The organism is Paenibacillus sp. Cedars (assembly GCF_003184205.1).
Lineage (GTDB): Bacteria > Bacillota > Bacilli > Paenibacillales > Paenibacillaceae > Paenibacillus_AQ > Paenibacillus_AQ glucanolyticus.
The window spans coordinates 3,657,422-3,682,781 of sequence record NZ_CP020866.1; the positions used below are offsets into that span (position 1 = coordinate 3,657,422).

The window sequence follows — 25,360 nt, forward strand, 5'->3', positions numbered from 1 at the left end:
CAATTGCGTACCTTTAAGTTACCCTGCCCTTAAGGTTTTATAACTGTCAATCATTGACCCAAAGCCTTTCTGGAAGCCTTTTGCGCTGCCGCCAGATTGAGCATTTCCTGGGCATGATGCAGCGTCTTTTCCGTGATTTCGACTCCGCCAAGCATCCGTGCAAGCTCTTTTACACGCCCCTCTTCCGTCAGGTTCTCCACTTGGGTCATCGTTCTGGAGGCTTCAAGTTTCTTCTCGATTAGATACTGATGATCCGCCATACAAGCCACCTGAGGCAAATGCGTAATGGAGAACACCTGACAGGTTTTGGCCAGCAAAAACAGCTTCTCAGCAATCGATTGGGCTGCTCTGCCGCTAACACCCGTATCGACTTCATCAAAGATTAAGACCGGAATTTGATCATGACGGGCAAATATACTCTTCATCGCCAGCATAATTCTGGACATTTCACCGCCTGAAGCAATCTTGGCAAGCGGACGCAGCGGTTCTCCCGGATTGGCGGATATGAGGAATTCCGCTGTATCCATTCCTTGTTTGGTCAGCCGTACTCGATGTCCTTCATATTCATATCCGTTAGGATCCACCTGCAGCTCTAAACGTACCTCCAGAGAGGTTCGCTCCATCTGAAGATCCTTCAGCTCGCCTTCCACTTGTCGTGCCAAATCCTGCGCGCACTGCTTGCGGGTAATACTGAGCTCTTTAGCACTAACCAAAAGCACGCTCAATAGCTCATCCCGTCGCTGCTCCAACGCTTGAATAAATTCGTCCTTGTTTTCCAGCATGTCAGTTTCCTGCTGAATTCTAACGTAGTATTCCAGAATTTGCTCCACATTATCCCCATATTTTCGGCGTAATCCGGATATCATATCTAAACGAAGCTCAATGTCGTTAAGCCGCTCGGGATTGAATTCAATCCCGTCCCGATAATCGCGAAGCTGGAATACGGCATCCTCAAGCTGATAATACGCAGATTGAAGCTGTTCGACCAGCGGCTTTAACCCCTTCTCGTCATAAGCAGATACATCTTCCAATTTCGACAGTGCCCGGCTGACGGATTCGAGACCCGAGGCCCCGTACAAGAGGTCGTATGCTCCTGCTACGGAGTCCATCATTTTCTCACTATGGGACAGCTTGGTCCTCTCATCGGAAAGTTCCTCGTCTTCGCCTGTTTTTAGCTCGGCTGCCGCTATTTCCTCCAGCTGAAAACGATACATATCCAGCATTTGATACGCCTTTTGGCTGGTCTCCTGCAGGTCCCTAAGCTCTCTTTCCACTTTACTAAACTCGGAGTACAGCTCCTGGTATTTACGCTTGGCAGGTCCTATGACCTTATCTCCGTACGTATCCAACAAGCTCATATGCTGCTCTGAACGCAGCAAACTTTGATGCTCATGCTGACCATGGATATTAATCAGTTTCTCGCCGACTTCACGGAGCATACTTAGATTCAGAAGCTGTCCGTTAATACGGGACGTGCTTTTCCCTTGGGCTGTCAGCTCTCTTCGGATCAGCAAATGTTCCTCCCGATCCGCTTCCACACCCAGCTCCTTCAGCGTATTCCATACCGGATGATCAATGGGAAGCTCAAATAAGGCTTCGATCTCCGCCTTGTCACAGCCGTAGCGAATCAGCTCAGCAGAACCGCGCCCGCCTGCAATTAACCCAAGCGCATCGATAATAATGGATTTACCCGCCCCAGTCTCCCCTGTAAGGACATGAAACCCCGGATAAAATTGCACATCCACACTCTCAACAACTGCCAAATTACGAATGGATAACGTGTTTAACATGCTTAACACCTCCACAGCCTGCTTATATATAGGACATTGACTTACGATATGAATTTATTGATCTGGGATACAACGTGTTCCCCATCGGCCTCCGTACGGCAAATTAACAATATGGTGTCATCTCCGCAGATGGTTCCCATAATTTGGGACCACTCCATATTATCCAGCAGTACCGCAACCGAGTTGGCTGTTCCAGGCAAACATTTCATGACGACAAGGTTTCCGGTACGATCGATGTATACGAAATTATCGATCAGCGCTCTTTTGAGCTTCTGTACAGGATTGTAACGCTGATCAGTCGGCATGGAGTATTTGTAACGCCCATCATCCGTTGGCACCTTAATGAGCAGCAGTTCTTTTATATCTCGTGAGATCGTAGCCTGTGTAACTTGAAAACCCTCAGCACGCAAAGCATCCACAAGCTCATCCTGTGTCTCAATATCATGGTGGGTAATTATATCCCTGATTTTAATATGGCGTTGTCCCTTCATAAAGAGCCTCCTGAGTATTAACTGTTGTATTCATCATTGCCGATCCATTCTTCGTCTGACCAATCTAAACCTAAACGGTGAATGACCTGTTCATTCATATCGATATAGAGCAGCCCGGCACATTCCGGATACAGCAGCAAAAATGGCATGAGCCGGTCACGGATGCCCGAGCCTGTCCAATCGACCGGCATTCGGTCCCGCGACACCTTTACCATATACAGCTCACCGCTGTCATCGGATGCAACATAATCGACAAACAGACGACTATGGATCGGCCTCTGTCCCGTTTCGAAAGATAAGTTTATTTTTACTTTACCCCCAACCACATCATATCCTTCTTCTTCAAGCATCCCAATCGCTGGATGATCTGGTATTCGCTCATTGATCGGGATACCCGGCAGCCGGTCCGGTGATGGTGACATCAGCCAACGATTCAGCCTATAGCCGATAAGCAAGGCAATGACGACACCAAGCAATATCATTAATAACCAATCATAACGCTCATTCATCCTCTCACCTCGAATTTTGTATTCGCGGATGAGAACATAAATTCCTCTTTTTCAGCAAAAGAAACCCATCATTTCGATGAGTTTCCCGTAAATGTATGAGCCGCTTGTGTTACAACGGTGTCAATCCATTGACTCAAGTGGACAGCATCTTGTCCATCTCCCTGAATCGGTGCTTCCGAAACTTCAGAAACCTCCGGCTCTAAACGCCAGTGGGCCAGGAATTCAATATTTCCTTCCCCTCCGGTAATCGGTGAGAAAGTAAGATTTTTCAATTTGAACCCTATCTCTTCAGCAAAAGTCAGCACCTGCGTTAGAACTTCCTTGTGAACCTTCGGATCCCGAACCACGCCGGATTTACCGACCTTCTCCCGCCCTGCCTCAAATTGAGGTTTGATCAGAGCGGCAACATCTCCGGGTTTACCCAGCAGCATTTTCAATGGTGGCAAAATAATGCGGAGGGATATAAACGACACGTCAATGCTTGCGAAATTAGGCGGTGGGCCCTTCAAATCCTCCGGTGTCATATATCGGAAATTCGTTCGCTCCATGACACACACGCGCTCATCGTTACGCAATGACCAGTCCAGCTGATTATAGCCAACGTCAATTGCATATACATAACTTGCCCCGTGCTGGAGTGCGCAATCCGTAAAGCCGCCAGTCGAAGAGCCGATATCCAGCATCGTGCGCTCCTTCATATCGATATCGAATTCACGAATCGCCTTCTCAAGCTTTAAGCCCCCACGACTGACGAACGGATGAACAGAGCCTTTGACTTTCAGTTCTGACGTCCTCGGGATTTTCATGCCGGCCTTCTCGATCCGCTCGGTTCCAGCGTAGACCAGTCCCGCCATAATCGCAGCTTTGGCTTTTTCCCTGCTTTCATAATATCCCTGCTCCACGAGCAAGACATCAATCCGTTCTTTCTGAGATGAATCCATATTATACTCCCGATCGTTACTAAGACATAAAACTTCTCTTGCCAAGCTCAGCGGTCCGAGCGGTCTTCAAATTCCGGATTTCCTGACACACCGATTCCAGGGTCAGCCCTACTTCTTCACGCTGCTGCGGAATGCTTCCATGCTCGATAAACCGATCCTCAATGCCCATTAAGGATACGACTGCATCATGTATTCCCTGTTCTGCAAAATACTCCAGAACCGCACTGCCCATACTGCCCGCTTGGGAAACCTCCTCTAGAACCAGCATGGACGTACCAGTCTCTGCCAAATTCTTGAGCATCTCTCCATCGAGCGGTTTAAGGAACCGTGCATTAACGACTTCTACCGAAATGCCTTCCCGCTTAAGCTGCTCGGCCGCTTCCTCGGCTAATTGTACCATCGGGCCCGAAGCCAAAATGGCATATCCTTCACCCGGACGAACGATTTCCCAAGTTCCGATAGGAATGGGTACCAGTTCGGTATCCATCGGGACACCACGAACGTTGTTCCGAGGGTAACGATATGCAATCGGACCCTCATTATAGTCGAGAGCTGTTTTCATCATATGACGAAGCTCATTCTCATCTTTCGGCATCATAATGACGATATTCGGGATGTGACGCATAAAGGCCACGTCGTATACCCCTTGGTGTGTTTCGCCATCAGCGCCAACAAAGCCGGCGCGATCAATCGCAAACATAACGTTGGCGTTATGACGACAAATATCGTGCACGATCTGGTCATAAGCGCGCTGCATAAACGTCGAATACACGGCAAATACAGGCTTCATGCCTTCCATTGCCATTGCTGCGCACAGTGTTGCTGCATGCTGTTCGGCGATGCCCACGTCAATCATCCGGTCAGGGAATTTTTTGCTGAACGGGATTAAGCCGGACCCGCCTGGCATCGCTGGCGTAACGGCCACGATGCGTTTGTCCTGCTCACCCAGCTCAACCAAAGTCTGCCCGAACACTTCCGTGTACATCGGATTTCCTACGGCTTTAAGAACTTGGCCGGATTCAATCTTATAAGGCGTAATTCCGTGCCATTTATGAGAATCTGATTCTGCAGGACGGTAACCCTTGCCTTTGGTGGTTACCGCATGAACCAGAACAGGTCCATCTACGTTGTCAGCCTGATTTAACGTATCGATCAGCTTGTTCAGATCGTGTCCGTCCACAGGTCCCAAATACGTAAAGCCAAGCTCCTCGAACAGAACGCCGGGAACCATCATGTATTTGAGGCTGTCCTTCATCTTCTCCGCAGTCTTTGCCAATTTCCCGCCGATGGCAGGAATCTTCTTCAGCACCATCTCCACTTCGTCTTTAGCGCGAAGATAAAAGCGGTCTGAACGAATTTTGCTTAAATAGTTATGCATGGCACCCACATTGGGTGCAATCGACATTTCATTATCATTTAAAATGACTATCAGCTTTTTCTGCTCATGGCCAATATGATTGAGAGCCTCAAACGCCATACCGCCGGTAAGGGCGCCATCCCCGATCATGGCGATAACCCGATTGTTCTCACCCTTCAGATCGCGTGCCATAGCCATTCCCATTGCAGCTGATAGCGAAGTGCTGCTGTGCCCGGCTTCCCAGACATCATGCTCGCTTTCAGAACGCTTAACGAAGCCGCACAAACCCTTGTATTTGCGGAGCGTGTCGAACTGATCCATCCGACCCGTCAGGATTTTGTGTACATAGGCTTGATGACCCACGTCAAAAATCATCTTGTCACGAGGGCTGTCAAAGCAATAGTGCAAGGCCAGCGTGAGTTCAACCACTCCCAGGTTCGGTGCAAGATGGCCACCGGTAACGGACAGTTTTTCAATTAGAAAATTACGGATTTGTACAGCTAAATCCTCGAGTTCGTTCACCGATAAGTTCATTAGTTGTTTGGGATGTTTGATATTTGGAAGAAGCACGAAGAATCTCCCCGCTTTCCTTGATTAAGTTTACGTTTCTGAGGCTGACTTGTGAATCAGCCATTAATAGACATTATATCACAAAAAAACCTTATGCATGTAATGCACGCTTAGTGGTCCCGAGCCATCAAGAAATCTGCAATCTCGAGCAGTCTGGATGGATCGTTGAAATTCCCCTCGGTGATAACCCTCTTGGCTTCTGCTGTCAGGCGTTCAACCTCTCGCCTTGATGGGTCCAAACCGATGAAGTACGGATAAGTTACTTTTTCCTGCTTCACATCGCTCTGTACCGGCTTCCCAAGCTTGGACTCATCCCCGACCAGATCCAGAATATCATCCTGAATCTGAAAAGCAAGCCCGATGTGGTGTCCAAAAGTCCGAAGCGACTCAATCTGGGCTTCCGTGCATCCGGCGATATGCCCGCCTGCCATGAGTGAGAACATGATCAAATCACTGGTCTTGTGCAGATGGATATACTCCAGCTGCTCCAGCGTCGTCAACCCTTGTTCACCCTCCATGTCGGCAACCTGGCCTCCTACCATTCCCCGAGGCCCTGCATACTCAGCAAGATCCTCCACAATCGACAGCACGCGTTCTGCCGGAACGCCAAACTGTCTGGAAGCCTGAATTATGCTATAGAAAGCGTGGGTCAGCAAGGCGTCACCAGCCAAAATAGCACTGGCCTCACCAAATACCTTGTGATTTGTCGGTTTGCCTCGGCGGTAATCGTCATCATCCATCGCTGGCAGATCATCGTGTACGAGCGAATATGTATGGACCATCTCAACAGCACATGCCACCGGAATTGCGGCATCGCGTGATCCGCCCCCCGCTTCGCAGGCAGCAATCACAAGCAGCGGACGCATACGCTTTCCGCCTGCCATTAAAGAATACGACATGGACTTGTGAAGGGTTTCAGGAACTTTCCAACTTGGAGGAAAAAGATTCGTAAGCTCACTATCAAGCCTGTCACAAATTTCATTCATATATTGATTGATCGGTTGTCTATTATTCACCCAGTTCACCTGTCTCCTCCAGCGTCCCGCCAAAGGGCTTGCGCTTAAGTTCCCCGCCTTCTTCAACAATCATTTCGATCTTCTGCTCAACCTGCTCCAGCTTTTGGCTGCACATCTGCGACAGCTTCATGCCCTGTTGAAATAAATCGATGGCCTTCTCCAGAGGTACGTCTCCATCTTCCAATTGCTCTACAATGGTCTCAAGCTGAGCCATTGCCTCTTCAAAACTGATCTCCACGGTTTCATTCGCCATGCCCTTCATCCTCCTTCATTCCCCATACTTGACACTGCAGCTGTCCATCACTGACCCTCACATTAACCAAATCGCCCAACTGCACATCCTTTAAAGACTTCACGAGTCTCTGCTCTTTCTCGTCATACACCAGACTATACCCTCTGGACATAATCTTAAGCGGACTGAGTGCATCGAGATGCCGCATTTCGGTTTGAAGCTGTGACAGCCTGGATTTCATGATGGACTGCATCGCATTCATTAACTGGCGGTTAGCCTGATCTTTCCTTCGCGCCGCAAACTCCGCTTGCGTGCGCGGATTGTACCGAATCAACCCCTGATGCAGTGATTTTTGCCGCTGACGGCTCAGGGATAGCTGCGATTTCAAATTCCCGTGCAGCCGCTGTGACAGCATGTCCAACCGCTCAGCATGCTGCAGCATGTATCGGCGAGGGTGAACAAGGACGGGAGAGCGCTGAAGTGAAGCTAAACGCTCACGGCTCCGCTTCAGGCGCTGCTGAAGCCCCTGATTCAGCTGCCGCTGTCCCTGAACAAGCTGCCCCTTCAATTCTGCGCTGCTTGGTACCGCAAGCTCCGCTGCAGCAGTTGGCGTAGCTGCCCGGAGATCGGCAACAAAATCGGCGATCGTAAAATCCGTCTCATGACCAACGGCCGATATGACAGGAATGTCCGATTGATAAATGGCTCTTGCTACGATCTCCTCGTTAAATGCCCACAATTCTTCAAGCGATCCACCGCCGCGTCCTACAATGAGTACGTCTGCCTCAGCCATGTCATTCATTGTCCGAATCGCTTTAACAATCGAAGGAGCTGCCCCTTTTCCTTGGACCAGAACGGGATACAATATGGTTCTCGCTTGAGGGTACCGCCTTCTAATGGTAATCATAATATCCCGAACAGCGGCTCCCGTCGGCGAGGTAATGACGCCAATCGTCTTGGGATAAAGCGGCAGGGGGCGCTTGCGATCAGCCGCAAACAAACCTTCCTCCTCCAGCTTGGCTTTCAACTGTTCATATGCCAAATACAAACTGCCGATACCATCCGGCTGCATTTGAACAGCATAGAACTGGTACTGCCCATCCCGTTCGTAAACCGACACGTTTCCACGAGCTATGACCCGCGAGCCTTCCTTCGGAATAAAGGGGAGCCTCTGATTGTGGGTCGCAAACATAATCGCACGAATCCGGCTTCCTTCATCCTTGAGGGTGAAGTACATGTGACCGCTGGAATGATGGGTGAAATTCGAAATTTCACCTCGGATCCAAACATCTGAGAGCCGGGAGTCGCCTTCCATTTTCATACGGATATAACGGTTTAAATCCTTTACGGATAAAACGCGTCCTGGATCTGCCGATTTCATATCAGGCCAACCCATTCAGCCTTTTGGCGGCTAACAAGGTATTCTGCATCAGCATCGTGATGGTCATGGGGCCTACGCCTCCGGGAACCGGGGTAATAGGGCCGGACACTTGCTTCACGCTCTCGAAATCAACATCCCCGGCAAGCTTTCCGTTCTCCAGGCGATTCATCCCGACATCGATGACAACGGCTCCAGGTTTCACATAGCTGGCATCGATCATATTGGCTCTGCCGATCGCGACGACCAGAATATCCGCTTGACGAGCAATTTCGGCCATGTTGGCAGTTCTGGAATGACACATCGTAACCGTGGCATTCTCCCGCTGAAGCAGGAGGGACACCGGCTTGCCCACAATATTGGATCTGCCGATTACAACGGCATGCTTGCCCGCAATCTCTATGCCGGTTCGTTTAATCATTTCAATCACACCTGCTGGAGTACATGGAAGCAAGCTGTCATCGCCTATTACGAGGTTACCCACATTAACCGGATGGAAACCATCCACGTCCTTCTCCACCGAGATTGCGTCGATGACAGCTTTCTCATGGATGTGTTTGGGCAGAGGCAGCTGAACCAGAATCCCGTGAATGGAATCCTGGGCATTAAGCTTGTCCACCAGCGCCAGCACTTCTTCTTGGCTGGAATCCGCGGATAGCCGATGCACCTCCGAATAATAACCCAGATCCTGACATGCCTTTTCCTTGTTACGAACGTAAACATGCGAAGCCGGATCATCACCTACAAGTACAACAGCCAAACCAGGACGTACATTCTGCTTGGACAATTGTTCTACTTCTAACGCAATCCCCTTGCGAATTTCCTCGGAAATCTGTTTACCGCTAATAATCGTTGCTGCTGTCATCCTTATCTCTCCTCCACTATGATGGAATGATGCGGCCTTTACGTTAAGTGCGCACAGTTCAAGACTGACGCAACTTCAGTTTGACTTGGTCCAGTTCTTGAATCATCCGGCCCAGTACGCCGTTCACGAATTTACCGGACTCATCGGTTCCAAAATGCTTGGACAACTCAATTGCCTCGTTTACGGCAACCTTCCCAGGCACATCTTCACGGCTACTCAGTTCATATACTGCCAAACGCAGAATTTGACGATCCACACGGGAAAGACGACTCACCTGCCAGCCTTTCAAATAATGAGCGAGCAGTTCATCAATGGATTCCTTGGATTCCCAAGTTCCGTTAACCAGCTGCAGTACATACTCCTTCATTTGGACTTCGTCACCGATTACCCGCTCGGTCTCATTCTCTTCGGCCGCTTCCGAGAGCAGCATCGACACGGCTTCCATGCTATCGACTTCGTTCATCTCCATTTGGTAAAGGCTCTGAACGACAATCTCTCTAGCTACACGTCTTTTCATTTCGTTCCTCCTGTGGACCCTGCCTGAATCCATTTTTTCTAATTAGTATGATCCATTTATCATCAAGACTTGACAACAATAAAACTCCAAAAAAAAACCTGTGAATATCTCTCTCCGCAAAAAAGGCGCACTAAACCTGTCCTCAGCATTTTTTCCGGAGAAAGCATATCACAGGGTTCATTTAAACGGCCGCCAACGCTCAGAAAGCCAGCGTCCCCATTCCTGAAAGTGGAACATGGAGCCTTGCTTCAAATCCTTACGTTTGCCAAATATATAGCCGATAAATACCACTAATGCAAAGAACAACATATCCCAAAAACCGGATAATAAATAAATCAGTCCGCACACAAGCCCGCCGGTCACGCCGGCAATTCTTCCTCTGTGACTCTCCCATATTTCTTTCCAGGGCATTTGGGAAGCTCACCTCTATTCCACGCGGCTCTTGAAGCTTGGTGCCTGAACCACGTTAGCAATATACACGGATACGGATGACACAGGTATTCCAGTTGTATCCTCAACAAAGTCGTGCACCTGCTTCTGTACTTCGGTTGTCAGCGTTGGAATGGATTCCTCTCCATCAACCACGGCGCGAATCGCGATATCCAGACCTGACTGGGATACTTTGATTCGGGACTTCAAATCCTTTACGCCTCGGACGCGTGAAGCAGCCTTGAGACACAGATTCTCGATCGTCTCCACAGAGATTTGGATATCGCCAAATTCTGTACGCTGATCAATGGAATTCAGGTTCGAGCGATCACGTCTTACTGAGATGTAGAAGAAACGAATGCTCAGCAAAAACAACACCGCAGCTACGATAATTCCAGCCCAGAAAAGACGTTGTTCCTGCACACTCGTTAACGTATACGGAACAGCGCCGCTCAACAGGAGGATGGCAACTACGGATATAACACCGATGCTTAAGCTGTAGATAAACAGCAGAAGTCTGTCCATTATTTTGGCCACGATTCAGCACAGCCTCCCTTATAAATTAGAGTAAACCCTCGACATCGCTGCCCAGGGCTAGCCTGAAACTATTCTATTTCACGCGTTGAGCCAGATCCAACTCTTCCGTCTTCTCTACGGATTTCATGAAATGGACATCATGAATATGTACATTGACTTCAATAACCGTAAGCCCTGTCATATTCTCTATTGAACGTTTCACGTTGCGTTGGATTTCTCCAGCTACTTCCGGAAGACGATACCCGTATTCCACAATAACGGATACATCAACAGCAGCTTCGCGTTGTCCCACTTCCACTTTAACACCCTTGGATAAGTTTTTGCGTCCGAGCAGTTCAGCAATACCGCCTGCGAAGCCTCCGCTCATTCCTGCAACTCCACGCACTTCAACCGTGGCAAGTCCAGCGATGACTTCAATAACTTCCGGCGCAATCTGAATCTCACCGATATCTGTACGTTCGAATTCTGTAGGCAAAGTTTCCGCCATTGTCTCAACACACCTTTCAGAATAAGTAAGCGGATGCACCCGAACTGCATAAGGCATGCGCTCTTATTACTCATACTATACCATTTGGCCAAGTTTATGACAAACTTGGCCAAAGTATTCAAATCTCATTTTCTTCCAAAAATTTAATATCAAAGTCACCCTTCAGGAAGGTAGGATGATTCATCAGTTTTTGATGGAACGGGATTGTAGAATAGATTCCCTCAATCTCGAATTCCGCCAAGGCGCGCTTCATCTTCGCAATCGCTTCTTCACGAGTCGGCGCCCATACAATCAACTTGGCAATCATGGAATCATAATAGGGCGAAATGGTATAGCCGGGATATGCCGCGCTGTCCACCCGCACGCCAGGACCACCTGGAGGTAGATAGAACTGAATCGTTCCCGGTGCAGGCATGAAGCCTTTGTCCGGATTCTCGGCATTGATGCGGCATTCGATGGACCAGCCGTTAATGACAACATCCTCTTGACTGAAGGAAAGTGTGTTGCCTTCAGCGACAGAGATCATTTCCTGGATCAGATCCACCCCGGTTACCATTTCGGTCACCGGATGCTCTACCTGAATCCGCGTATTCATTTCCATGAAGTAGAACTGACCGTCTGGCGACAATAAAAATTCAAGCGTTCCGGCACCAGAGTAATCAACAGCTTTCGCCGCGCGCACCGCCGCTTCTCCCATCCGGCTGCGTACCTCTTCACTTAGCACCGGACAAGGAGCTTCTTCAACCAGCTTCTGTCTCCGGCGCTGCACGGAACAGTCACGCTCTCCGAGATGCACGGCGTTGCCGTGTTTGTCAGCCATAATTTGAATTTCGACATGCTTCATGCCGGTTAAATATTTCTCAAGATAAACTCCCGCATTGCCGAATGCTTTCTGAGCTTCCTGCTGTGCGTTTGTAATCTGCTTAACGAGCGACTCTTCGTCCTCTGCGATCCGAATTCCCTTACCCCCGCCACCTGCAGTGGCTTTGATAATGACCGGATAGCCGATATCCCGGGCAAGCATAACCGCCTCGTTCAGATCCTCTACCAAACCGTCCGAGCCCGGAATAACCGGTACACCGGCATCCTTCATCGTTTGTTTTGCAACGGCCTTATCCCCCATACGGTTGATTGCGTCAGCCGAAGGACCGATAAAGGTAATATTGCAGGATTCACAGATCTCAGCAAAGTCCGCGTTCTCGGCCAGGAAGCCATAACCCGGGTGAATGGCATCACACTCGGTCAGTGTGGCAACACTCATAATATTGGTGAAATTCAGATAACTGTCTTTGGATAGTGTAGGGCCGATGCAATAAGCCTCATCCGCTAAGCGAACATGCAGCGACTCACGATCCGGCTCCGAGTATACAGCAACGGTTGCGATGCCGAGTTCCCGGCATGCCCGGATGATACGAACGGCAATCTCTCCCCTGTTCGCAATAAGCACTTTTTGAAATGTCATGCAGTAACCTCCTTCGGACTCTTACGACTCTCGTTCTTGGCGAGTCCCTCCATATTACTCCGGCTTCACCAGAAACAGAGGCTGCCCGAATTCTACAAGTTGTCCGTTCTGAGCGAGAACCTCTACGATTTCGCCTTTGATCTCTGCTTCCAGTTCGTTCATCAGCTTCATGGCCTCAATGATGCAGACCGTCGATTTATCAGTCACCTTGTCCCCGGGACTAACAAACGGCCCAGCTTCTGGAGACGGGGAACGATAAAAGGTTCCTACCATCGGTGAAACGATTTTATGTAATGAGCTGCTGCTATCCTCCACTGTATCCTGCCCCGGTGCGGCTGCAGGCGCCTGATTCCCCGTATTCGGCTGTACGATCTGTGGTGCCATCACTTGCTGTGCTGGTATGTACGCTTGCGGCGCGGCTTGATAGTTGTTTACAACCTCAGCTGCATTGGGTTTCTTAATGGACAAGCGTGTACCTTCGCTCTCAATCTCCAGTTCATGTACGGAAGTTTGATCCACCAGCTTAATAAGTTCTTTGATCTCGTTTAATTTAAACATTATCGACGTTCACTCCTTCACTTTCTTGGAAGCCCTTGCTTAGGACAGTCAGTCAATAGCTTAGAGTATTATATCACAATCAGGCGAAATAGAAAGAGCCCAAGGCAATCCTTAGACTCTTTCAAGAGTATCGTATAAAGATGCTTTATGTTGAATCCTGCAGACGGGCTTACGGCGTAACATATCGGACAGTTACTTTATCCGGTGAAACCTTCAGTTCCTTCATCACAAGATCGACAATGCCGGCTGCGCCTTTGGCATCAAGTTTGTCGCTCAGAACAACAACATTGTACTTCTCGCTTTCTTCTTTTACAACAGCGTTGCCAAATTGCTGCTGCAGCGACTCCTCGATGCTGAGAATCACTTCCTCTTTCTCTTCAGCCGCTTTCAGCTGTTGGGTTGCTTGTGCCGTTTGCTCCGGCTTATCTTCGTGATTGTCGATCTTTGTCATCAAATCATCGTATAATTTCATATTTTTTTGTGCCCGCTCTAGTTTATAGGACTCCAATTGAGCTTCAGCGGAAGTTGCGTTGGCAGCCACTTGCTCTAATATTTCTTTCTCTGATCCCTCTCCGGTATTCGTGCTGCTGGTATCTTTGGAATTCTCAGCTCCATCCTTGGATTCCTTCACCTCAGGCTCTGCCGGTTTTTCTGCTGCCCCATTCTCTTTTCCTTCATCCCCTTGCTCTCCCTGTGTCGCTTCCGCAGGGTCTTGGGCACCTGTGGCACCTGTGTCGGTTGTTCCAGCCCCTTGCTCATTAGCACCGGAATCGCCGTCCGTGCCTTCTTCGAGAACTTCGTTCACAACCAGTTCGTCACCAGTGCCTGTAGTTCCGTTTGCTTCTTGTCCAGCACCTGGCTTCTGTCCGTCAACCTGCGTGCTCTCGGCAACAGGCGGCGCTTTGGTTCCGGAATCATCCGTAAATAAGTAGTAGGCTGACAGAATGACCATTAAACTCAGCATGGAAACCAACCAGATGGTTTGTCTTTTGTTATTCATTTGAACTTTTCCTCCTTTAATTGAAAAACCTTGGAATGAACGATCGGCTCATTCGCGAGACTCCTTGCTTACTACTGCTTGCGTGGGACAACGGATATTCGATAGGATGGGACATTGAGGCCGCGCTGGATCGCATCTACGATCAAGCTTTTGACAATTTCATTCTCCGCGCCCTTGGCTACGACAAGCACACCCCGGACCTGCGGCTTGATCTTCTTGGTAATAATGGGCGTTTGATCACCGGCTGAATCGTAAGTGACGATCTGCCCGTCGCGCTGATAGCTTGTAACATGACGTTTCCCCCCGTTTGCATCGGTTTCCTCCGTCAGCTCTTGTGTATCCTTCATGTTGCGCTGAACCACCAGTTCTTCCGTAGAATCCACGGTTACCATCACATCGACGGATCCTACGCCTACAATCTGTTCCAACATGGTCTTGGTACGCATCTCGAAATCCTGCTCTATCGATTCAAAATCCGCGCCGCCGCTGCTTGAAGTCCCCCCTTGCGTTGTAGATACTGAGGCCGATTCGGGCGGTGGCTCACGGCCGATATTCTCGTGATCAAGCTTCTTTACATTCACGAAAGAATTGAACAGCATGATTGCCACACCGATAAGACCCAGAATGATCAACCAGCGGAAGGTTTGTATTTTTCTTGCTCCGCCAGCTCCTCCGCCAAGCCACTGTTCCAATCGCTTCAACCAATTCCCCATCATCCTCACCTCCGCTACAGCTTTTTATCCTGCTCCTGGCCTGGCATATATATCGTGATCAGATCCGGCTCCAAATCCCAGCGACGGCTGATGTAATCCCTTACGGGCTCCGCCCTTGCCTCCTCGGCTATGCTTACGGCCTCTGCGTTATCCTTAGCGTTTGCCTTCCCATCTCTTTCCGTTGATGAAGGCTCAACGTTGACTCGAACAGAATCCACCGGGGGGATGCCGATAGGGTGCTGATTTTCTTCCTCTACTGCAGCATCCGCTTGTTCCATCCCGGTCAGTCTGACATCGACAGAACGTATTGCCGCGCCGGAATATCCCTTGTCCTGTCCGGCAACCGCAGCCAGTACCACCTTAACCTCTTGTACCGCTTCCCCTGTTTCTGCGGAAATTTCTTCCTTCATCACCCGTGCCAGTTCATTGCCTGCCCACTGAAGGCTTTGACTCTGCTGCATATCCTTCAGCTTCTCAGCCTGTGCCATAATCTGTTCCAGTTGAACCTCTTCCGGCAGCCCCTTCTCCTGACGCTCCAGCTCCATCGCCAATTGGTTCTCGGGCGGGTCCGTAATCAGCGAGATAATCGGACTTAGCAGTGTGAGCAGAATGAGGAGGCTTAGAACTAACCGGGCATAACGTTCCATCGCCTTGCCAGGCAGTATCAGATCAACGAAGGCCGCAAAGAGGACCACCATAATGACGCTTTTCAGCCAAGCTCCAAGCCAGTCCATTCGTCAACCCTCCTAAACTGCGACTGTTGCATTTACCTTTTCACCTCATCATGACGGTGATGTTGCCTGCGGTGAGCAATATCGTTATCGCCAGGAAGAACATCATGCTCACGGCGGCCAAGGCTGCAAACACATACAGCATCGTCTTTCCGATCGTTTGCAAGCAGGTCCCGATCGGCGTGTCCCCAAGCGGCTGCATCACCGCAGCTGCCAGATTATATATCAAGGCAAGCGTCAAGATTTTGATTGCAGGAAATGCACACAGAAACAAGATGATGATGACCCCTGCCAGACCGATGGAATTCTTAACGAGCAATGAGGCCGAAATCACGGTATCCGTCGCGTCTGCAAACATCTTGCCGACTACCGGAACGAAATTGCCTGTTACATATTTGGCTGCCCGGATCGTCACGCCGTCCGTAACCGAGCTGGTTAACCCTTGAACGGAAATGACGCCGAGGAACACGGTAAGCAGCACGCCCAGAACCCCCATGGAGATTCCTCTAAGCAGATCGGCAAGCTGGGTCAGCTTGTACTTTTCAGACAGCGAACTCACAAGATGCAGCAGTGCCGAGAAGAACAGCAGCGGGAAAACAATCGTGCTTATCAAGGTGCCTACCGTATGTACCATGAATATGACCAGGGGATGAGCAACCGATACCGTTACAACATTCCCCATTGACGCCATGAGCGCAAAGAGCAGGGGAAGCATCGCCATCATGAAGTCAATCATCTGCGTGATCGCATCCCGCGCATATCCAATCGCGATGCTGAAGCTGTTAACAGCAATGACCAGCACGACCATATAACAGATCGTATAGGCTACGCGGCTCACCGTGCTTTTTTCAAAAGCCGTCTGCAGGTTCTCCAGGATGAGACTCATGATGCTCAGCATGACGATGGTAGCCAGCAGTTTGCCGTTATAGAGCACCTCATGCCATAAATATTTCCCAATACCGGACATAACCCCTTTGAAACTTAACCCGTCGCCGCCCGGCAGCAGCATATCCATCAGAGACGGCGTCTTGCCGTCCGGGAAGAATCCGCCGTAATCCTTCATCAACCGGTCCCAGTATTTCTCAACCTGGTCCGTCGGCAGCTGCTCCGTCTGCTGCTCCACCCAATCTCCTGCCGGATTTGATGCCTCAGCCGCGGATACCGTGCCGCACAACAAGCCGGAGAGAAACAACATCAAGGTTAGTAAACGAAACACGGCTAAGCCTTTTTGAATGGTCGCTCCTCTTCCCATGTCCCCCCACCTTTATCAAGCCGGGAGGAGCTTCAGGACCGTCTCGATAATGATCCCGATAATCGGTACAGCGAGCACCAATATGAGCACTTTTCCCGCCAGTTCTATTTTGGATGCGATTGATTCCTGTCCGGCATCTCGTACGATCTGGGCTCCCATCTCCGCAATATAGGCAATGCCGATAATCTTCAGGACCGTCTTTAGATATATGATCTGGACTCCGGAGTTCTCCGCCAAATCCTCCAGCATGGATATGACATTTCCGATCTTCCCGATGAGGAAGAGAAAGATCAGCACTGAGGTCGCCACGGCGAGAAGAAAGGCAAAGAGAGGCTTCTGTTCCTTGACCACCAATATCAGCACGGTTGCGATGAGACCCAGCCCTACCACCTGGATAATTTCCATAAAGGTCCACCTACTGGAATAAAAAAATACTTTTGATTTCCTTAAGCAAATCGTCGAGCAGTCTTATGACCATAAACAGCACCACCACAAACCCGATAAGAGTCACCCAATGCGCCATGTCTTCCTTGCCCATTTGTTTCAGAACGGTATGAATCATGGCGATAATAATGCCGATACCCGCGATCTGGAAGATGGCATTCACTTCAATGTTCATTTCCTTGGCACCTCGCTAAAAGATCAAAATGACGATCAATGCTCCAATTAGCAGCCCCAGACTCTTGCTCATCTTTTCATATTTGACCTGGTCGTCCCTAGCCGCTGCTTCTTCATGCTTCAGCTGACCGACGGCCAGAGCTATATGTTTGATCTGGTCCTGCCTGTCACTGGTGCCAAGTACACCGCTAAGCTGCTCTAACACCTCTCGCTCGGCACTTTTCATCGATGTTCGCTTCCAATATTCGCCGAGTGCCTTCCGGATGCTGTCCTGTGCGGATAACCCGTAGTCGGGTCTCATGTAAAGTGCAGCTGAGGCAAACAAGGATCTGAGCGGCTCTCGAAGGGAAGTGCCAATTCGCTCCAGTGCATCGGGAAGCGGTGTAAAACCGTAGCTGATTTCCGTCTCAAGCCGTTGAAACGCCAGAATGAGTTCTCTTAGCTGCCTGGGTCTTGTCGCAAACTGCTGGGCTTGAAAAAATCCGGCCAAAGTACCTGCTCCCAGCACGAGCACCGCGCCCACCAGTTTAAGCATAGGCATCACCGCCAGGCGGGCCGCTCGCAGCCGGCTGAAGTGTGCGCTGACCTCCGTCATACAGCTTGTATGATCTTTGGTCACCCGTTCTGTTAAGAACGGCATACATCTCAAACATCCGGTTCTCCAGTAATCCGGAGAGTGCTGGTCGGCCCCGCATATCCTGGACGGATGAGCCATGCGCCGTTGCAATCACGCTTATGCCTGCGTGCAAGGCTTCAATGACAGCTTCGGCGTCTTCCGGGCGGCCGATCTCGTCCACAATCAGCACATCCGGCGACATGGACCTTATCATCATCATCATCCCTTCCGCTTTCGGACATCCATCCAGCACATCCGTACGGGGACCCACGTCAAATCCCGGCACTCCCCGCAAACAACCTGCAATTTCAGAACGTTCGTCAACGATGCCAACTTTCATTCCCGGCCAATGCACGGCCGACTTCCCCCATTTGCCATGGCTGATTTGCCTCGCCAAGTCCCTGAGCAGCGTGGTCTTGCCTTGCTGAGGCGGAGATAGAATCAGCGTGTGCAGGACCCTCTTCCGCTTGCGGTCCAGTAAATGCGGGATGATATCGTCTGCTGCTCCCTGTACTTCCTTGGCAATCCGTACATTGAATCCGCTGATGTCCCGAATGTGTTCAACTCTACCTCCGCTAAGCACGGTCCGGCCTGTGAGTCCAACCCGATGACCGCCGGGTATCGTGATGAACCCTTTGCGCAGCTCCTCTTCCATGGTGTAGAGGGAATGATTACTGATGAGATCCAGCAGCCTGTGGGTGTCTTCGCGTGTCGGTTTATACGCTTCTTCTGGCCGCAGAGTGAGTCCGCCCCGCAGGTCCAGAAAGTGATGCTTACCCGCCGAATTGATTTCGAGCGGACGCTCCTCCCGGATGCGCACCTCCTCCACATGATGGAGAAGCTCGTTCGATAAGCCCAGCAGCATTCGTTTTACGGTTTCGGGAAACAGTTCTAGCCAGCTCAGTGTCATCTCAATTTCCCCCAAGTTGTCCTTTTTTGAAATATGGCGCTTTACAGAACGTCATTTAAATAAATAGAACTTCTTATCCCATGTGTATGCTTGTACCGAGAAATTATGCAGCGAATCTATCATTTTTTTAAAACTCCGTATAAGAGACAGGAGACGCCGCACAAAATCCAGCCAATCTTCCCCCAAGACAATTTATCTGCCATTCCTACAAGACCGATCGTTGTCGTAATAATCAACACCAGCGGACCCGTGAAAGCCAGTGCTGAATTAACAGCCAGCGCTTTATCAACTTGATTCAGTCGAAGCATGATGATGGCCGCCACAATCTCGAGACTGCCGGAGAAAATTCGCAATGTAGCCATACTAGCGACAAACTTGTCCAGCATGCTGTTTATCCTCCTTCTTCCTTCTTCACGTCAGTGATGTTTAAAAATATGCGAGTGACTCTCGTTTTATCTCTATTTTTTTTCAATTTCATAGAACCGATATCTGAAGCGAATGAACAACGCAAAAAATCCCGATCGATATCGACCGGGATTACTCTATTAAAACAGGTATAATAGCTGAAAATGTTATCGTCGAACCTGCGGTCCGCCAACGGAAGCCTGCTGGTCTGTATCCAGCCCGTACGCAGTATGCAGCGCCTGTACAACACCTTCGAGATTGCTGCCCTCAATTACGCAGGACACTTTAATCTCGGAAGTGCTAACCATCTTGATGCTGACGCCTTGCTGTGAAATCACATCGAACATCTGAGCTGCCACGCCAGGATGGCTGACCATTCCCGCTCCGACAATCGACACTTTCACAAGATGATCTTCCGATGTCACATCACGGTACGGAAGTTTACCGCGAATCTGCTCAATTACGGACAGTGCGCGTTCGCGATCGCTCAGGGAAACGGTAAAGGAAAAGTCCGCTTCGCCATTCTGCACACCACTCTGCACGATAATATCGACGTCAATCGCTTCCTTCGCCAGCTCTCCGAACACTTGAGCCAAGACACCCGGCGTATCGGCAACACCCAGGATACTGATTCTGGCTACATTCTTGTCAAATGCAATTCCGCTGACAACCACACCTTGCTCCATGCTTGTTTCCTCCTTAACAACCGTACCCTCGTTATGATTAAAACTGGATCTGACGACTAGCTTGACTTGATTATGCTTCGCATATTCAACCGCACGCGGGTGAAGGACCGCTGCACCAAGATTGGCAAGCTCCAGCATCTCGTCATAGGAAATCTCCTTCAGCTTCCGAGCGCATTGGACTACCCGCGGATCTGTAGAGTAGATTCCGTCCACATCCGTATATATTTCACATACATCCGCTTGAATGGCTGCTGCAAGAGCAACCGCGGTGGTGTCTGATCCTCCGCGACCAAGCGTCGTAATTTCTCCTTCTTCGGACATTCCCTGGAATCCCGCGACAATGACGATGTGACCATCGTCAAGCGCCTTATGCACGCGCTCAGGCATAATGTCGGTTATACGAGCTTTGCCATGGACCGCTTCCGTACGGAAGCCTGCCTGCCAGCCAGTAAAGGACATCGCCTTGCGCCCCAGGCCGTGAATAGCCATGGACAGCAGTGAAATCGATATCTGTTCCCCTGTGGTCATCAGCATATCCATTTCCCGCGCCGGCGGGTTCTCATTCAACAGTTTCGCCTGATCGATCAAATCGTCTGTTGTATCCCCCATAGCAGACACTACAACTACACATTGATGACCTTCATCTTGTTTCTCTACAATTCTTCTGGCAACACGCTTCATGCGTTCTGTATCCCCAACAGAGCTGCCTCCGAATTTCATGACGTACAGTGACAATGCTTCTTTCACTCCCCGCTAATCAGTATGTAACAGCATTCAGGTGGTTTCTCACTTTAAAACAGTATAATACGAAAGTGAGTCATCCCGTCAAGGCTTTTCAAAAGCAAAACGTGCACAGCGCATGGATCCAAGCCCGACTCATCGCAAAAAACTCCCGTACATGCGTACAGGAGTCCTTGATTTAGAACATATTGGCACCCTGCGAGTCTTCGAAGGGTTCCGTTTAAGCCACACTAAGCACGGGAGATATATTTACCTTCGCGCGTATCAATCAGAAGCACATCGTCTTCGTTAATGAACAGCGGAACCTGCACATTGAGGCCGGTTTCCACTTTCGCACTCTTCGTAGCACCCGTAGCCGTGTTGCCTTTGATTCCAGGCTCGGTCTCAACAACCTTCAGCTCAACGCTGTTTGGCAGGTTGATACCAAGGATCTCACCTTGGTAGCTGATGATGTTAACGTTCATGTTCTCTCTCAGGAAGTTAAGCTCCCACTCCAGCTGCTCGCTGGTCAAGCTGAACTGATCATAAGTTTCGTTGTCCATAAACACATGCTCTTGTCCGCTTGCGTACAGGTATTGCACTCCGCGGTTGTCGATGATGGCACGACCGATGGTTTCCCCCGCACGGAATGTCTTCTCAACGGTGTTGCCGTTGCGAAGGTTTTTCAACTTGGAGCGCACGAAAGCTGCGCCTTTACCCGGCTTCACATGTTGAAAATCCAAAACGCTAAAAATATCGCCATCCACTTCTACGGTCAAACCTGTTTTAAAATCGTTAACTGAAATCACTAAGATTCCCTCCTAAGGATACGGTCTAATGAATTGCATTTCATTCCTGATCGAACATTCTTGGTCATAAGAGACTCCTGGAGCTGCCTCTTTATAGTACAGTGTAATCTTTGGACGAGCTAGTCAGTATATGAATACCCGTTTCCGTGATTACGATATCATCTTCGATACGCACGCCGCCAAGCCCAGGCAGGTAGATGCCCGGCTCGACCGTGACCACCATGCCCGGCTGCAGCACATCATCACTCATCTTGGAGAGGCGCGGAGATTCATGAACCTCCATACCCAAACCATGTCCCGTGCTGTGGCCAAAATATTCGCCATATCCATAACGTGAAATGATATCACGTGTTAAGGCATCTGCCTCGCGTCCCGTCATGCCTGGTTTAATATGATCCAGTGCGTGAAGCTGCGCTTCAAGCACAATATCATAGATTTCCTTCAGTTTAGGGTCAGGATTGCCGAGTGCAACAGTTCTTGTCAAATCGGAGCAGTATCCGTCAAGCAGCGCACCGAAATCAAATGTAACGAATTCATTCCCCTGAATGACGCGCTGACTGGCAACACCGTGCGGAAGGGCGGATCGTTCGCCGGAGGCAACGATGGTGTCGAAGGAAGAGGAGGTCGCACCATGCTTGCGCATGAACATTTCCATTTCCAGATCGATCTCCCGTTCCGTTTTACCGCTCGACAGAATGGTCAGCACATGACTGAACGTTTGATCCGCCAAATCTGCCGCTCGCTGCATGATGCTCAGCTCTTCAGCATCCTTAAATATACGCAGTTCCTCCACAAGGCCTGTAACCGGCGCCAAGCTGATTGGTGCAAGCTGTTCGGAATATGTGGAAAACACACCGTATGTAACATGATCCTGTTCAAAACCAAGCGAGGTGATTCCTTCTGCAGCAAGCAGATCTTTAACCGTATCCATGACCTTCGGTCCATGCTCGACCACTGTAAACCCAACCGCTTGCTGCGGAGCCTGTGTCATGTAACGGAAATCCGTCAATAGATAAGATTCATTCAGCGTGATCAGCACATAACCGGCAGATCCGGTGAATCCCGTCAAATATCTGCGGTTGACCGGACTTGCAACCAGCATAGCCGACAAGCCTTTGCCTTGAAGTTTCTCACGCAGCTCAACAACTCGTTTGTTACTCATTCGTTACCCTCTCCTCTCACCCATTTCCCAAGAGCAAACTATCCTTCTTGGTCATCCAGAACTTGTAAAAGGGCTGACAAGCCCAGTGTGTAACTGGCTGCGCCAAAACCCGCGATTTGCCCGACAGCAACAGGTGCTATGACGGAAGTATGACGAAATTCCTCCCTGGCATGAATGTTCGATAGATGAACTTCCACTGTCGGAATACGGGCGGAACTGATGGCATCACGTACAGCGTAGCTGTAATGAGTCAGTGCGCCTGGATTAAGGAGTATGCCGTCCGCGAGCCCAATAGCTTCATGGATCCGGTCAATAATTGCACCCTCATGATTGGACTGAAAGAAGGTAACACCGATACCGGCGAGATCCGCCTGTTTGCGCAAATTATCTTCGATCGCCTGCAGGCTGAGTGAACCATAAATCCCCGGTTCCCGGAAGCCGAGCAGGTTTAAGTTCGGTCCGTTTATCACCCATATGGATTTCATAGGGTTTCCCACCTTTTTCGTCAAATAACCAAAAGCTATTTTACCATAGGCAGCATGAGATTGAGAAGTTTTTCTTGTCTAGCCTGTCACCTTCTTCGGTTCACGCAGTTTCTCATCGGTGAATTCCTGCGCTGCCGTATAGCCGATAAATAGTCCCCACAATATAAAAATACAAACTTCGGAGATGTTTGTATCCCACGGCAGCTTCTTGACCGGGTCCGTCAGTCGGAGCCACGGGTTGAGGGCAATAAACAACACAGCCCACCATAAAATTCCATAAGCAATCCCGGGCCATGGACCCTTGAGTTTCCTTAGCAAGAGCACATAGATAAGCGAAGCAATGACGGAAAAGGCGATGAAAGATAGCCACCCGGCGATTTGACCCGCGGTGCTCTTGAGAAATTCATGTTTGAAGAATGGCTCCAACAAAAATCCAGGCAGCACCTTCGTAAAACTCAGCCAGTAAAACAACCAGAGTACAGCCCCCCAGATCAGTCCAGCATAATAGCCCAGCTCCAAGGCAAACAAGAATGGACTCGTTACCTGATTCTGCTGCCGAAATTGATGTTCATGCATCTATCGATTCTCCTCTCTATGCTATGGAAACACTTCATTGCCTCAGTTCTTCTTTCAAAGTAGTATGCACCTCTTCCCTTGCGGCTAATCCAACTAGAAATTACTTTCAAAATTCGATACAATAGTTCATAGAACGAAAAACATGTCAGGGAGGGTGAACTGGTTGTCCGATAAGTCAACCCCGATCAGCTATGGAGGCCAAGCTGTAATCGAAGGCGTTATGTTCGGCGGCAAGCATGTCAATGTGACAGCCGTGCGGCGAAAAAATAACGAAATCAAGTTTCTAGAGGTGCCTCGCGAAGACAAGACATGGGTTCGTAAGCTGCGGAAGATTCCGCTTCTTCGCGGCATCGTCAGTCTCATAGATTCAACAATCAAAGGTTCCAAACATCTGAATTATTCGGCTGATGCTTACGCAGACGATACGCTGGAGCCGGAAGAACGCGAGAAACAGAAAGAGAAGGAAGACTCAGGCTGGAGTTTAAGCATGATTATTGGTGTCGCCGCCGTCAGTGTGCTTTCCTTTATATTCGGTAAGCTGTTGTTTACACTCGTACCTGTTTTTGTAGAAGATTTCTTTTTTGGCGATACATTTGATCACTATATTGTGCATAACCTGATTGAAGGCGTTATTAAATTAATACTGCTCCTTGTGTATTTGTGGGCGATCTCCCAAACACCTGTCATTAAGAGACTGTTCCAGTACCACGGTGCTGAACATAAAGTCATAAGCGCATTCGAAGCAGGTGAAGAACTGACGGTGAAGAACGTTCAGAAATATACGCGCCTGCATTATCGCTGCGGCAGCAGTTTCATGATGCTGACTATTGTGCTCGGCGTTGTGGTTTACTCGGTAGTCCCATGGGATACCATGACAGAGAGGGTCATTCAACGAATCGCGCTTCTTCCGGTGGTGCTGGGCGTTTCCTTTGAGTTTCTGAAACTCACCAATGCCATGCGTGATACGCCGGTGCTTCGTTTCCTCGGATATCCCGGTCTGTGGCTGCAGCTTCTGACTACAAAGGAACCTAATGATGCTCAGGTTGAAGTATCCATCGCATCCTTTAACAGAATGCGTGAGTTAGATGCTCAATACGAGAAGGTTACCGTTCACCAATCTGTGACAGGAAGTGTGCTGGATCCCGCGAAAGGGTGATAATCCATGAGAAGGCATGCGATCATTTTTTGGACGGCTAGCACCTTAGCCGCCGTAGGGCTGCTGGTACTCCTGTTAGAACCTGGATCAAGAATGAGTATTCTGATCCCCTTGATTATTGTTGGCGTTGTGTATTTGCTCTACAAGTTTCCGCCGCGCTGCTTAAGCAAGCGTCCCAAGGTGAAGCCTTCCAAGAGAACAGCGGCAAAAATGGCAGCCAAGAATGCTCCGGTGCGAAAGAGCAGTCCAGCTAAACGCAAACAGTACCCGTTTCAGGTCATCGATGGGCAAAAAGGTAAATCAGACCCGCCGGATGATGTTCCTAAATATCATTAACAATAAAAAACCGCCCCCTGCATGGAAATGCCGGGTGGACGGTTTT

31 protein-coding genes are annotated in these 25,360 nt (G+C 49.6%); 2 read left to right on the forward strand and 29 right to left on the reverse strand.

Annotated features, from left to right (window positions below):
• Positions 1-50 precede the first annotated feature (50 nt).
• The 29 genes from recN to B9D94_RS18610 all read right to left on the reverse strand — a co-directional run bounded on the left by recN (position 51) and on the right by B9D94_RS18610 (position 23,822).
• Positions 51-1,790 (reverse strand): DNA repair protein RecN, encoded by a 1,740-nt coding sequence (gene recN, locus B9D94_RS18470; protein WP_148247677.1) that lies wholly within the window; start codon positions 1,788-1,790, stop codon positions 51-53.
• 41 nt (positions 1,791-1,831) lie between these two features.
• On the reverse strand, positions 1,832-2,281 hold the full coding sequence (gene argR, locus B9D94_RS18475) for a transcriptional regulator AhrC/ArgR (protein ID WP_006209381.1): 450 nt from the start codon (positions 2,279-2,281) through the stop codon (positions 1,832-1,834).
• A gap of 17 nt (positions 2,282-2,298) precedes the next feature.
• The gene (locus B9D94_RS18480; protein ID WP_006209380.1) at positions 2,299-2,790 is read right to left on the reverse strand and encodes a hypothetical protein; all 492 of its coding nucleotides are present in this window, start codon (positions 2,788-2,790) and stop codon (positions 2,299-2,301) included.
• Positions 2,791-2,858: 68 nt separating this feature from the next.
• Positions 2,859-3,731, reverse strand: coding sequence for a TlyA family RNA methyltransferase (locus B9D94_RS18485; protein WP_148247678.1), 873 nt, complete (start codon positions 3,729-3,731; stop codon positions 2,859-2,861).
• A 19-nt stretch (positions 3,732-3,750) separates the two neighbouring features.
• Entirely contained in the window at positions 3,751-5,658 is a 1,908-nt protein-coding gene (dxs, locus tag B9D94_RS18490) for a 1-deoxy-D-xylulose-5-phosphate synthase (RefSeq protein WP_006209378.1), read from the reverse strand.
• A 110-nt stretch (positions 5,659-5,768) separates the two neighbouring features.
• A complete protein-coding gene (locus B9D94_RS18495) occupies positions 5,769-6,644 on the reverse strand; it encodes a polyprenyl synthetase family protein (RefSeq protein ID WP_152825305.1) in 876 nt (291 codons plus the stop codon).
• Positions 6,645-6,666: 22 nt separating this feature from the next.
• Positions 6,667-6,927, reverse strand: a complete 261-nt coding sequence (gene xseB, locus B9D94_RS18500) for an exodeoxyribonuclease VII small subunit (protein WP_063479098.1) — start codon at positions 6,925-6,927, stop codon at positions 6,667-6,669.
• Positions 6,917-8,287: an exodeoxyribonuclease VII large subunit gene (xseA, locus tag B9D94_RS18505; protein ID WP_148247679.1), complete on the reverse strand. Its 1,371-nt coding sequence runs from the start codon at positions 8,285-8,287 to the stop codon at positions 6,917-6,919. The genes xseB and xseA overlap by 11 nt, the downstream gene beginning before the upstream one ends.
• 1 nt (position 8,288) lies before the next feature.
• Entirely contained in the window at positions 8,289-9,149 is an 861-nt protein-coding gene (folD, locus tag B9D94_RS18510) for a bifunctional methylenetetrahydrofolate dehydrogenase/methenyltetrahydrofolate cyclohydrolase FolD (RefSeq protein ID WP_036636766.1), read from the reverse strand.
• A 58-nt stretch (positions 9,150-9,207) separates the two neighbouring features.
• Complete coding sequence (nusB, locus tag B9D94_RS18515; RefSeq protein WP_006209373.1) at positions 9,208-9,666, reverse strand: transcription antitermination factor NusB; 459 nt, start codon at positions 9,664-9,666, stop codon at positions 9,208-9,210.
• 177 nt (positions 9,667-9,843) lie between these two features.
• The gene (locus tag B9D94_RS18520) at positions 9,844-10,077 is read right to left on the reverse strand and encodes a DUF2273 domain-containing protein (protein WP_006209372.1); all 234 of its coding nucleotides are present in this window, start codon (positions 10,075-10,077) and stop codon (positions 9,844-9,846) included.
• Positions 10,078-10,092: 15 nt separating this feature from the next.
• Entirely contained in the window at positions 10,093-10,632 is a 540-nt protein-coding gene (gene amaP / locus B9D94_RS18525; protein ID WP_006209371.1) for an alkaline shock response membrane anchor protein AmaP, read from the reverse strand.
• A gap of 73 nt (positions 10,633-10,705) precedes the next feature.
• Positions 10,706-11,119, reverse strand: coding sequence for an Asp23/Gls24 family envelope stress response protein (locus B9D94_RS18530; RefSeq protein ID WP_006209370.1), 414 nt, complete (start codon positions 11,117-11,119; stop codon positions 10,706-10,708).
• A gap of 118 nt (positions 11,120-11,237) precedes the next feature.
• On the reverse strand, positions 11,238-12,581 hold the full coding sequence (gene accC, locus B9D94_RS18535) for an acetyl-CoA carboxylase biotin carboxylase subunit (protein ID WP_036636762.1): 1,344 nt from the start codon (positions 12,579-12,581) through the stop codon (positions 11,238-11,240).
• 54 nt (positions 12,582-12,635) lie between these two features.
• On the reverse strand, positions 12,636-13,139 hold the full coding sequence (gene accB, locus B9D94_RS18540; RefSeq protein WP_006209369.1) for an acetyl-CoA carboxylase biotin carboxyl carrier protein: 504 nt from the start codon (positions 13,137-13,139) through the stop codon (positions 12,636-12,638).
• A gap of 169 nt (positions 13,140-13,308) precedes the next feature.
• Complete coding sequence (locus B9D94_RS18545) at positions 13,309-14,139, reverse strand: SpoIIIAH-like family protein (protein ID WP_006209368.1); 831 nt, start codon at positions 14,137-14,139, stop codon at positions 13,309-13,311.
• A gap of 71 nt (positions 14,140-14,210) precedes the next feature.
• Positions 14,211-14,852, reverse strand: a complete 642-nt coding sequence (gene spoIIIAG / locus B9D94_RS18550; protein WP_006209367.1) for a stage III sporulation protein AG — start codon at positions 14,850-14,852, stop codon at positions 14,211-14,213.
• Between the two features lie 14 nt (positions 14,853-14,866).
• Positions 14,867-15,586 carry a stage III sporulation protein AF gene (gene spoIIIAF / locus B9D94_RS18555; RefSeq protein WP_063479096.1) on the reverse strand — a complete coding sequence of 240 codons (720 nt, stop codon included), beginning with the start codon at positions 15,584-15,586 and terminating at the stop codon, positions 14,867-14,869.
• Positions 15,587-15,626: 40 nt separating this feature from the next.
• Positions 15,627-16,835 (reverse strand): stage III sporulation protein AE, encoded by a 1,209-nt coding sequence (gene spoIIIAE / locus B9D94_RS18560; protein ID WP_006209365.1) that lies wholly within the window; start codon positions 16,833-16,835, stop codon positions 15,627-15,629.
• A 15-nt stretch (positions 16,836-16,850) separates the two neighbouring features.
• The gene (gene spoIIIAD, locus B9D94_RS18565; RefSeq protein WP_006209364.1) at positions 16,851-17,240 is read right to left on the reverse strand and encodes a stage III sporulation protein AD; all 390 of its coding nucleotides are present in this window, start codon (positions 17,238-17,240) and stop codon (positions 16,851-16,853) included.
• 10 nt (positions 17,241-17,250) lie between these two features.
• Entirely contained in the window at positions 17,251-17,454 is a 204-nt protein-coding gene (gene spoIIIAC / locus B9D94_RS18570) for a stage III sporulation protein AC (RefSeq protein ID WP_006209363.1), read from the reverse strand.
• Positions 17,455-17,469: 15 nt separating this feature from the next.
• On the reverse strand, positions 17,470-17,988 hold the full coding sequence (spoIIIAB, locus tag B9D94_RS18575) for a stage III sporulation protein SpoIIIAB (RefSeq protein ID WP_006209362.1): 519 nt from the start codon (positions 17,986-17,988) through the stop codon (positions 17,470-17,472).
• Positions 17,981-18,979, reverse strand: a complete 999-nt coding sequence (gene spoIIIAA, locus B9D94_RS18580) for a stage III sporulation protein AA (protein ID WP_006209361.1) — start codon at positions 18,977-18,979, stop codon at positions 17,981-17,983. The genes spoIIIAB and spoIIIAA overlap by 8 nt, the downstream gene beginning before the upstream one ends.
• Positions 18,980-19,098: 119 nt before the next feature.
• Complete coding sequence (locus B9D94_RS18585) at positions 19,099-19,365, reverse strand: YqhV family protein (protein ID WP_006209360.1); 267 nt, start codon at positions 19,363-19,365, stop codon at positions 19,099-19,101.
• Between the two features lie 186 nt (positions 19,366-19,551).
• Positions 19,552-20,805, reverse strand: coding sequence for an aspartate kinase (locus B9D94_RS18590; protein WP_076152712.1), 1,254 nt, complete (start codon positions 20,803-20,805; stop codon positions 19,552-19,554).
• Between the two features lie 236 nt (positions 20,806-21,041).
• Complete coding sequence (efp, locus tag B9D94_RS18595) at positions 21,042-21,599, reverse strand: elongation factor P (RefSeq protein WP_006209358.1); 558 nt, start codon at positions 21,597-21,599, stop codon at positions 21,042-21,044.
• A gap of 91 nt (positions 21,600-21,690) precedes the next feature.
• Positions 21,691-22,761: a M24 family metallopeptidase gene (locus B9D94_RS18600; RefSeq protein ID WP_006209357.1), complete on the reverse strand. Its 1,071-nt coding sequence runs from the start codon at positions 22,759-22,761 to the stop codon at positions 21,691-21,693.
• A 38-nt stretch (positions 22,762-22,799) separates the two neighbouring features.
• Entirely contained in the window at positions 22,800-23,246 is a 447-nt protein-coding gene (gene aroQ / locus B9D94_RS18605) for a type II 3-dehydroquinate dehydratase (protein ID WP_148247680.1), read from the reverse strand.
• Between the two features lie 78 nt (positions 23,247-23,324).
• Positions 23,325-23,822: a YqhR family membrane protein gene (locus B9D94_RS18610; RefSeq protein WP_006209355.1), complete on the reverse strand. Its 498-nt coding sequence runs from the start codon at positions 23,820-23,822 to the stop codon at positions 23,325-23,327.
• 163 nt (positions 23,823-23,985) lie between these two features.
• On the opposite strand from B9D94_RS18610, the gene B9D94_RS18615 reads away from it, so the two are divergent.
• On the forward strand, positions 23,986-24,978 hold the full coding sequence (locus B9D94_RS18615) for a DUF1385 domain-containing protein (protein ID WP_148247681.1): 993 nt from the start codon (positions 23,986-23,988) through the stop codon (positions 24,976-24,978).
• Between the two features lie 6 nt (positions 24,979-24,984).
• Positions 24,985-25,314: a hypothetical protein gene (locus tag B9D94_RS18620; RefSeq protein WP_148247682.1), complete on the forward strand. Its 330-nt coding sequence runs from the start codon at positions 24,985-24,987 to the stop codon at positions 25,312-25,314.
• The last annotated feature ends 46 nt before the right edge of the window (positions 25,315-25,360 follow it).

Excerpts from the sequence above, each read along its gene's own strand:
- recN (WP_148247677.1), bottom strand. The coding sequence starts at position 1,790 with ATGTTAAACACGTTATCCATTCGTAATTTGGCAGTTGTTGAGAGTGTG.
- argR (WP_006209381.1), bottom strand. The coding sequence starts at position 2,281 with ATGAAGGGACAACGCCATATTAAAATCAGGGATATAATTACCCACCAT.
- B9D94_RS18480 (WP_006209380.1), bottom strand. The coding sequence starts at position 2,790 with ATGAATGAGCGTTATGATTGGTTATTAATGATATTGCTTGGTGTCGTC.
- B9D94_RS18485 (WP_148247678.1), bottom strand. The coding sequence starts at position 3,731 with ATGGATTCATCTCAGAAAGAACGGATTGATGTCTTGCTCGTGGAGCAG.
- B9D94_RS18495 (WP_152825305.1), bottom strand. The coding sequence starts at position 6,644 with ATGAATGAAATTTGTGACAGGCTTGATAGTGAGCTTACGAATCTTTTT.
- xseB (WP_063479098.1), bottom strand. The coding sequence starts at position 6,927 with ATGGCGAATGAAACCGTGGAGATCAGTTTTGAAGAGGCAATGGCTCAG.
- xseA (WP_148247679.1), bottom strand. The coding sequence starts at position 8,287 with ATGAAATCGGCAGATCCAGGACGCGTTTTATCCGTAAAGGATTTAAAC.
- folD (WP_036636766.1), bottom strand. The coding sequence starts at position 9,149 with ATGACAGCAGCAACGATTATTAGCGGTAAACAGATTTCCGAGGAAATT.
- nusB (WP_006209373.1), bottom strand. The coding sequence starts at position 9,666 with ATGAAAAGACGTGTAGCTAGAGAGATTGTCGTTCAGAGCCTTTACCAA.
- B9D94_RS18520 (WP_006209372.1), bottom strand. The coding sequence starts at position 10,077 with ATGCCCTGGAAAGAAATATGGGAGAGTCACAGAGGAAGAATTGCCGGC.
- B9D94_RS18530 (WP_006209370.1), bottom strand. The coding sequence starts at position 11,119 with ATGGCGGAAACTTTGCCTACAGAATTCGAACGTACAGATATCGGTGAG.
- accC (WP_036636762.1), bottom strand. The coding sequence starts at position 12,581 with ATGACATTTCAAAAAGTGCTTATTGCGAACAGGGGAGAGATTGCCGTT.
- accB (WP_006209369.1), bottom strand. The coding sequence starts at position 13,139 with ATGTTTAAATTAAACGAGATCAAAGAACTTATTAAGCTGGTGGATCAA.
- B9D94_RS18545 (WP_006209368.1), bottom strand. The coding sequence starts at position 14,139 with ATGAATAACAAAAGACAAACCATCTGGTTGGTTTCCATGCTGAGTTTA.
- spoIIIAG (WP_006209367.1), bottom strand. The coding sequence starts at position 14,852 with ATGGGGAATTGGTTGAAGCGATTGGAACAGTGGCTTGGCGGAGGAGCT.
- spoIIIAF (WP_063479096.1), bottom strand. The coding sequence starts at position 15,586 with ATGGACTGGCTTGGAGCTTGGCTGAAAAGCGTCATTATGGTGGTCCTC.
- spoIIIAE (WP_006209365.1), bottom strand. The coding sequence starts at position 16,835 with ATGGGAAGAGGAGCGACCATTCAAAAAGGCTTAGCCGTGTTTCGTTTA.
- spoIIIAD (WP_006209364.1), bottom strand. The coding sequence starts at position 17,240 with ATGGAAATTATCCAGGTGGTAGGGCTGGGTCTCATCGCAACCGTGCTG.
- spoIIIAC (WP_006209363.1), bottom strand. The coding sequence starts at position 17,454 with ATGAACATTGAAGTGAATGCCATCTTCCAGATCGCGGGTATCGGCATT.
- spoIIIAB (WP_006209362.1), bottom strand. The coding sequence starts at position 17,988 with ATGCTTAAACTGGTGGGCGCGGTGCTCGTGCTGGGAGCAGGTACTTTG.
- spoIIIAA (WP_006209361.1), bottom strand. The coding sequence starts at position 18,979 with ATGACACTGAGCTGGCTAGAACTGTTTCCCGAAACCGTAAAACGAATG.
- B9D94_RS18585 (WP_006209360.1), bottom strand. The coding sequence starts at position 19,365 with ATGCTGGACAAGTTTGTCGCTAGTATGGCTACATTGCGAATTTTCTCC.
- B9D94_RS18600 (WP_006209357.1), bottom strand. The coding sequence starts at position 22,761 with ATGAGTAACAAACGAGTTGTTGAGCTGCGTGAGAAACTTCAAGGCAAA.
- aroQ (WP_148247680.1), bottom strand. The coding sequence starts at position 23,246 with ATGAAATCCATATGGGTGATAAACGGACCGAACTTAAACCTGCTCGGC.
- B9D94_RS18610 (WP_006209355.1), bottom strand. The coding sequence starts at position 23,822 with ATGCATGAACATCAATTTCGGCAGCAGAATCAGGTAACGAGTCCATTC.
- B9D94_RS18620 (WP_148247682.1), top strand. The coding sequence starts at position 24,985 with ATGAGAAGGCATGCGATCATTTTTTGGACGGCTAGCACCTTAGCCGCC.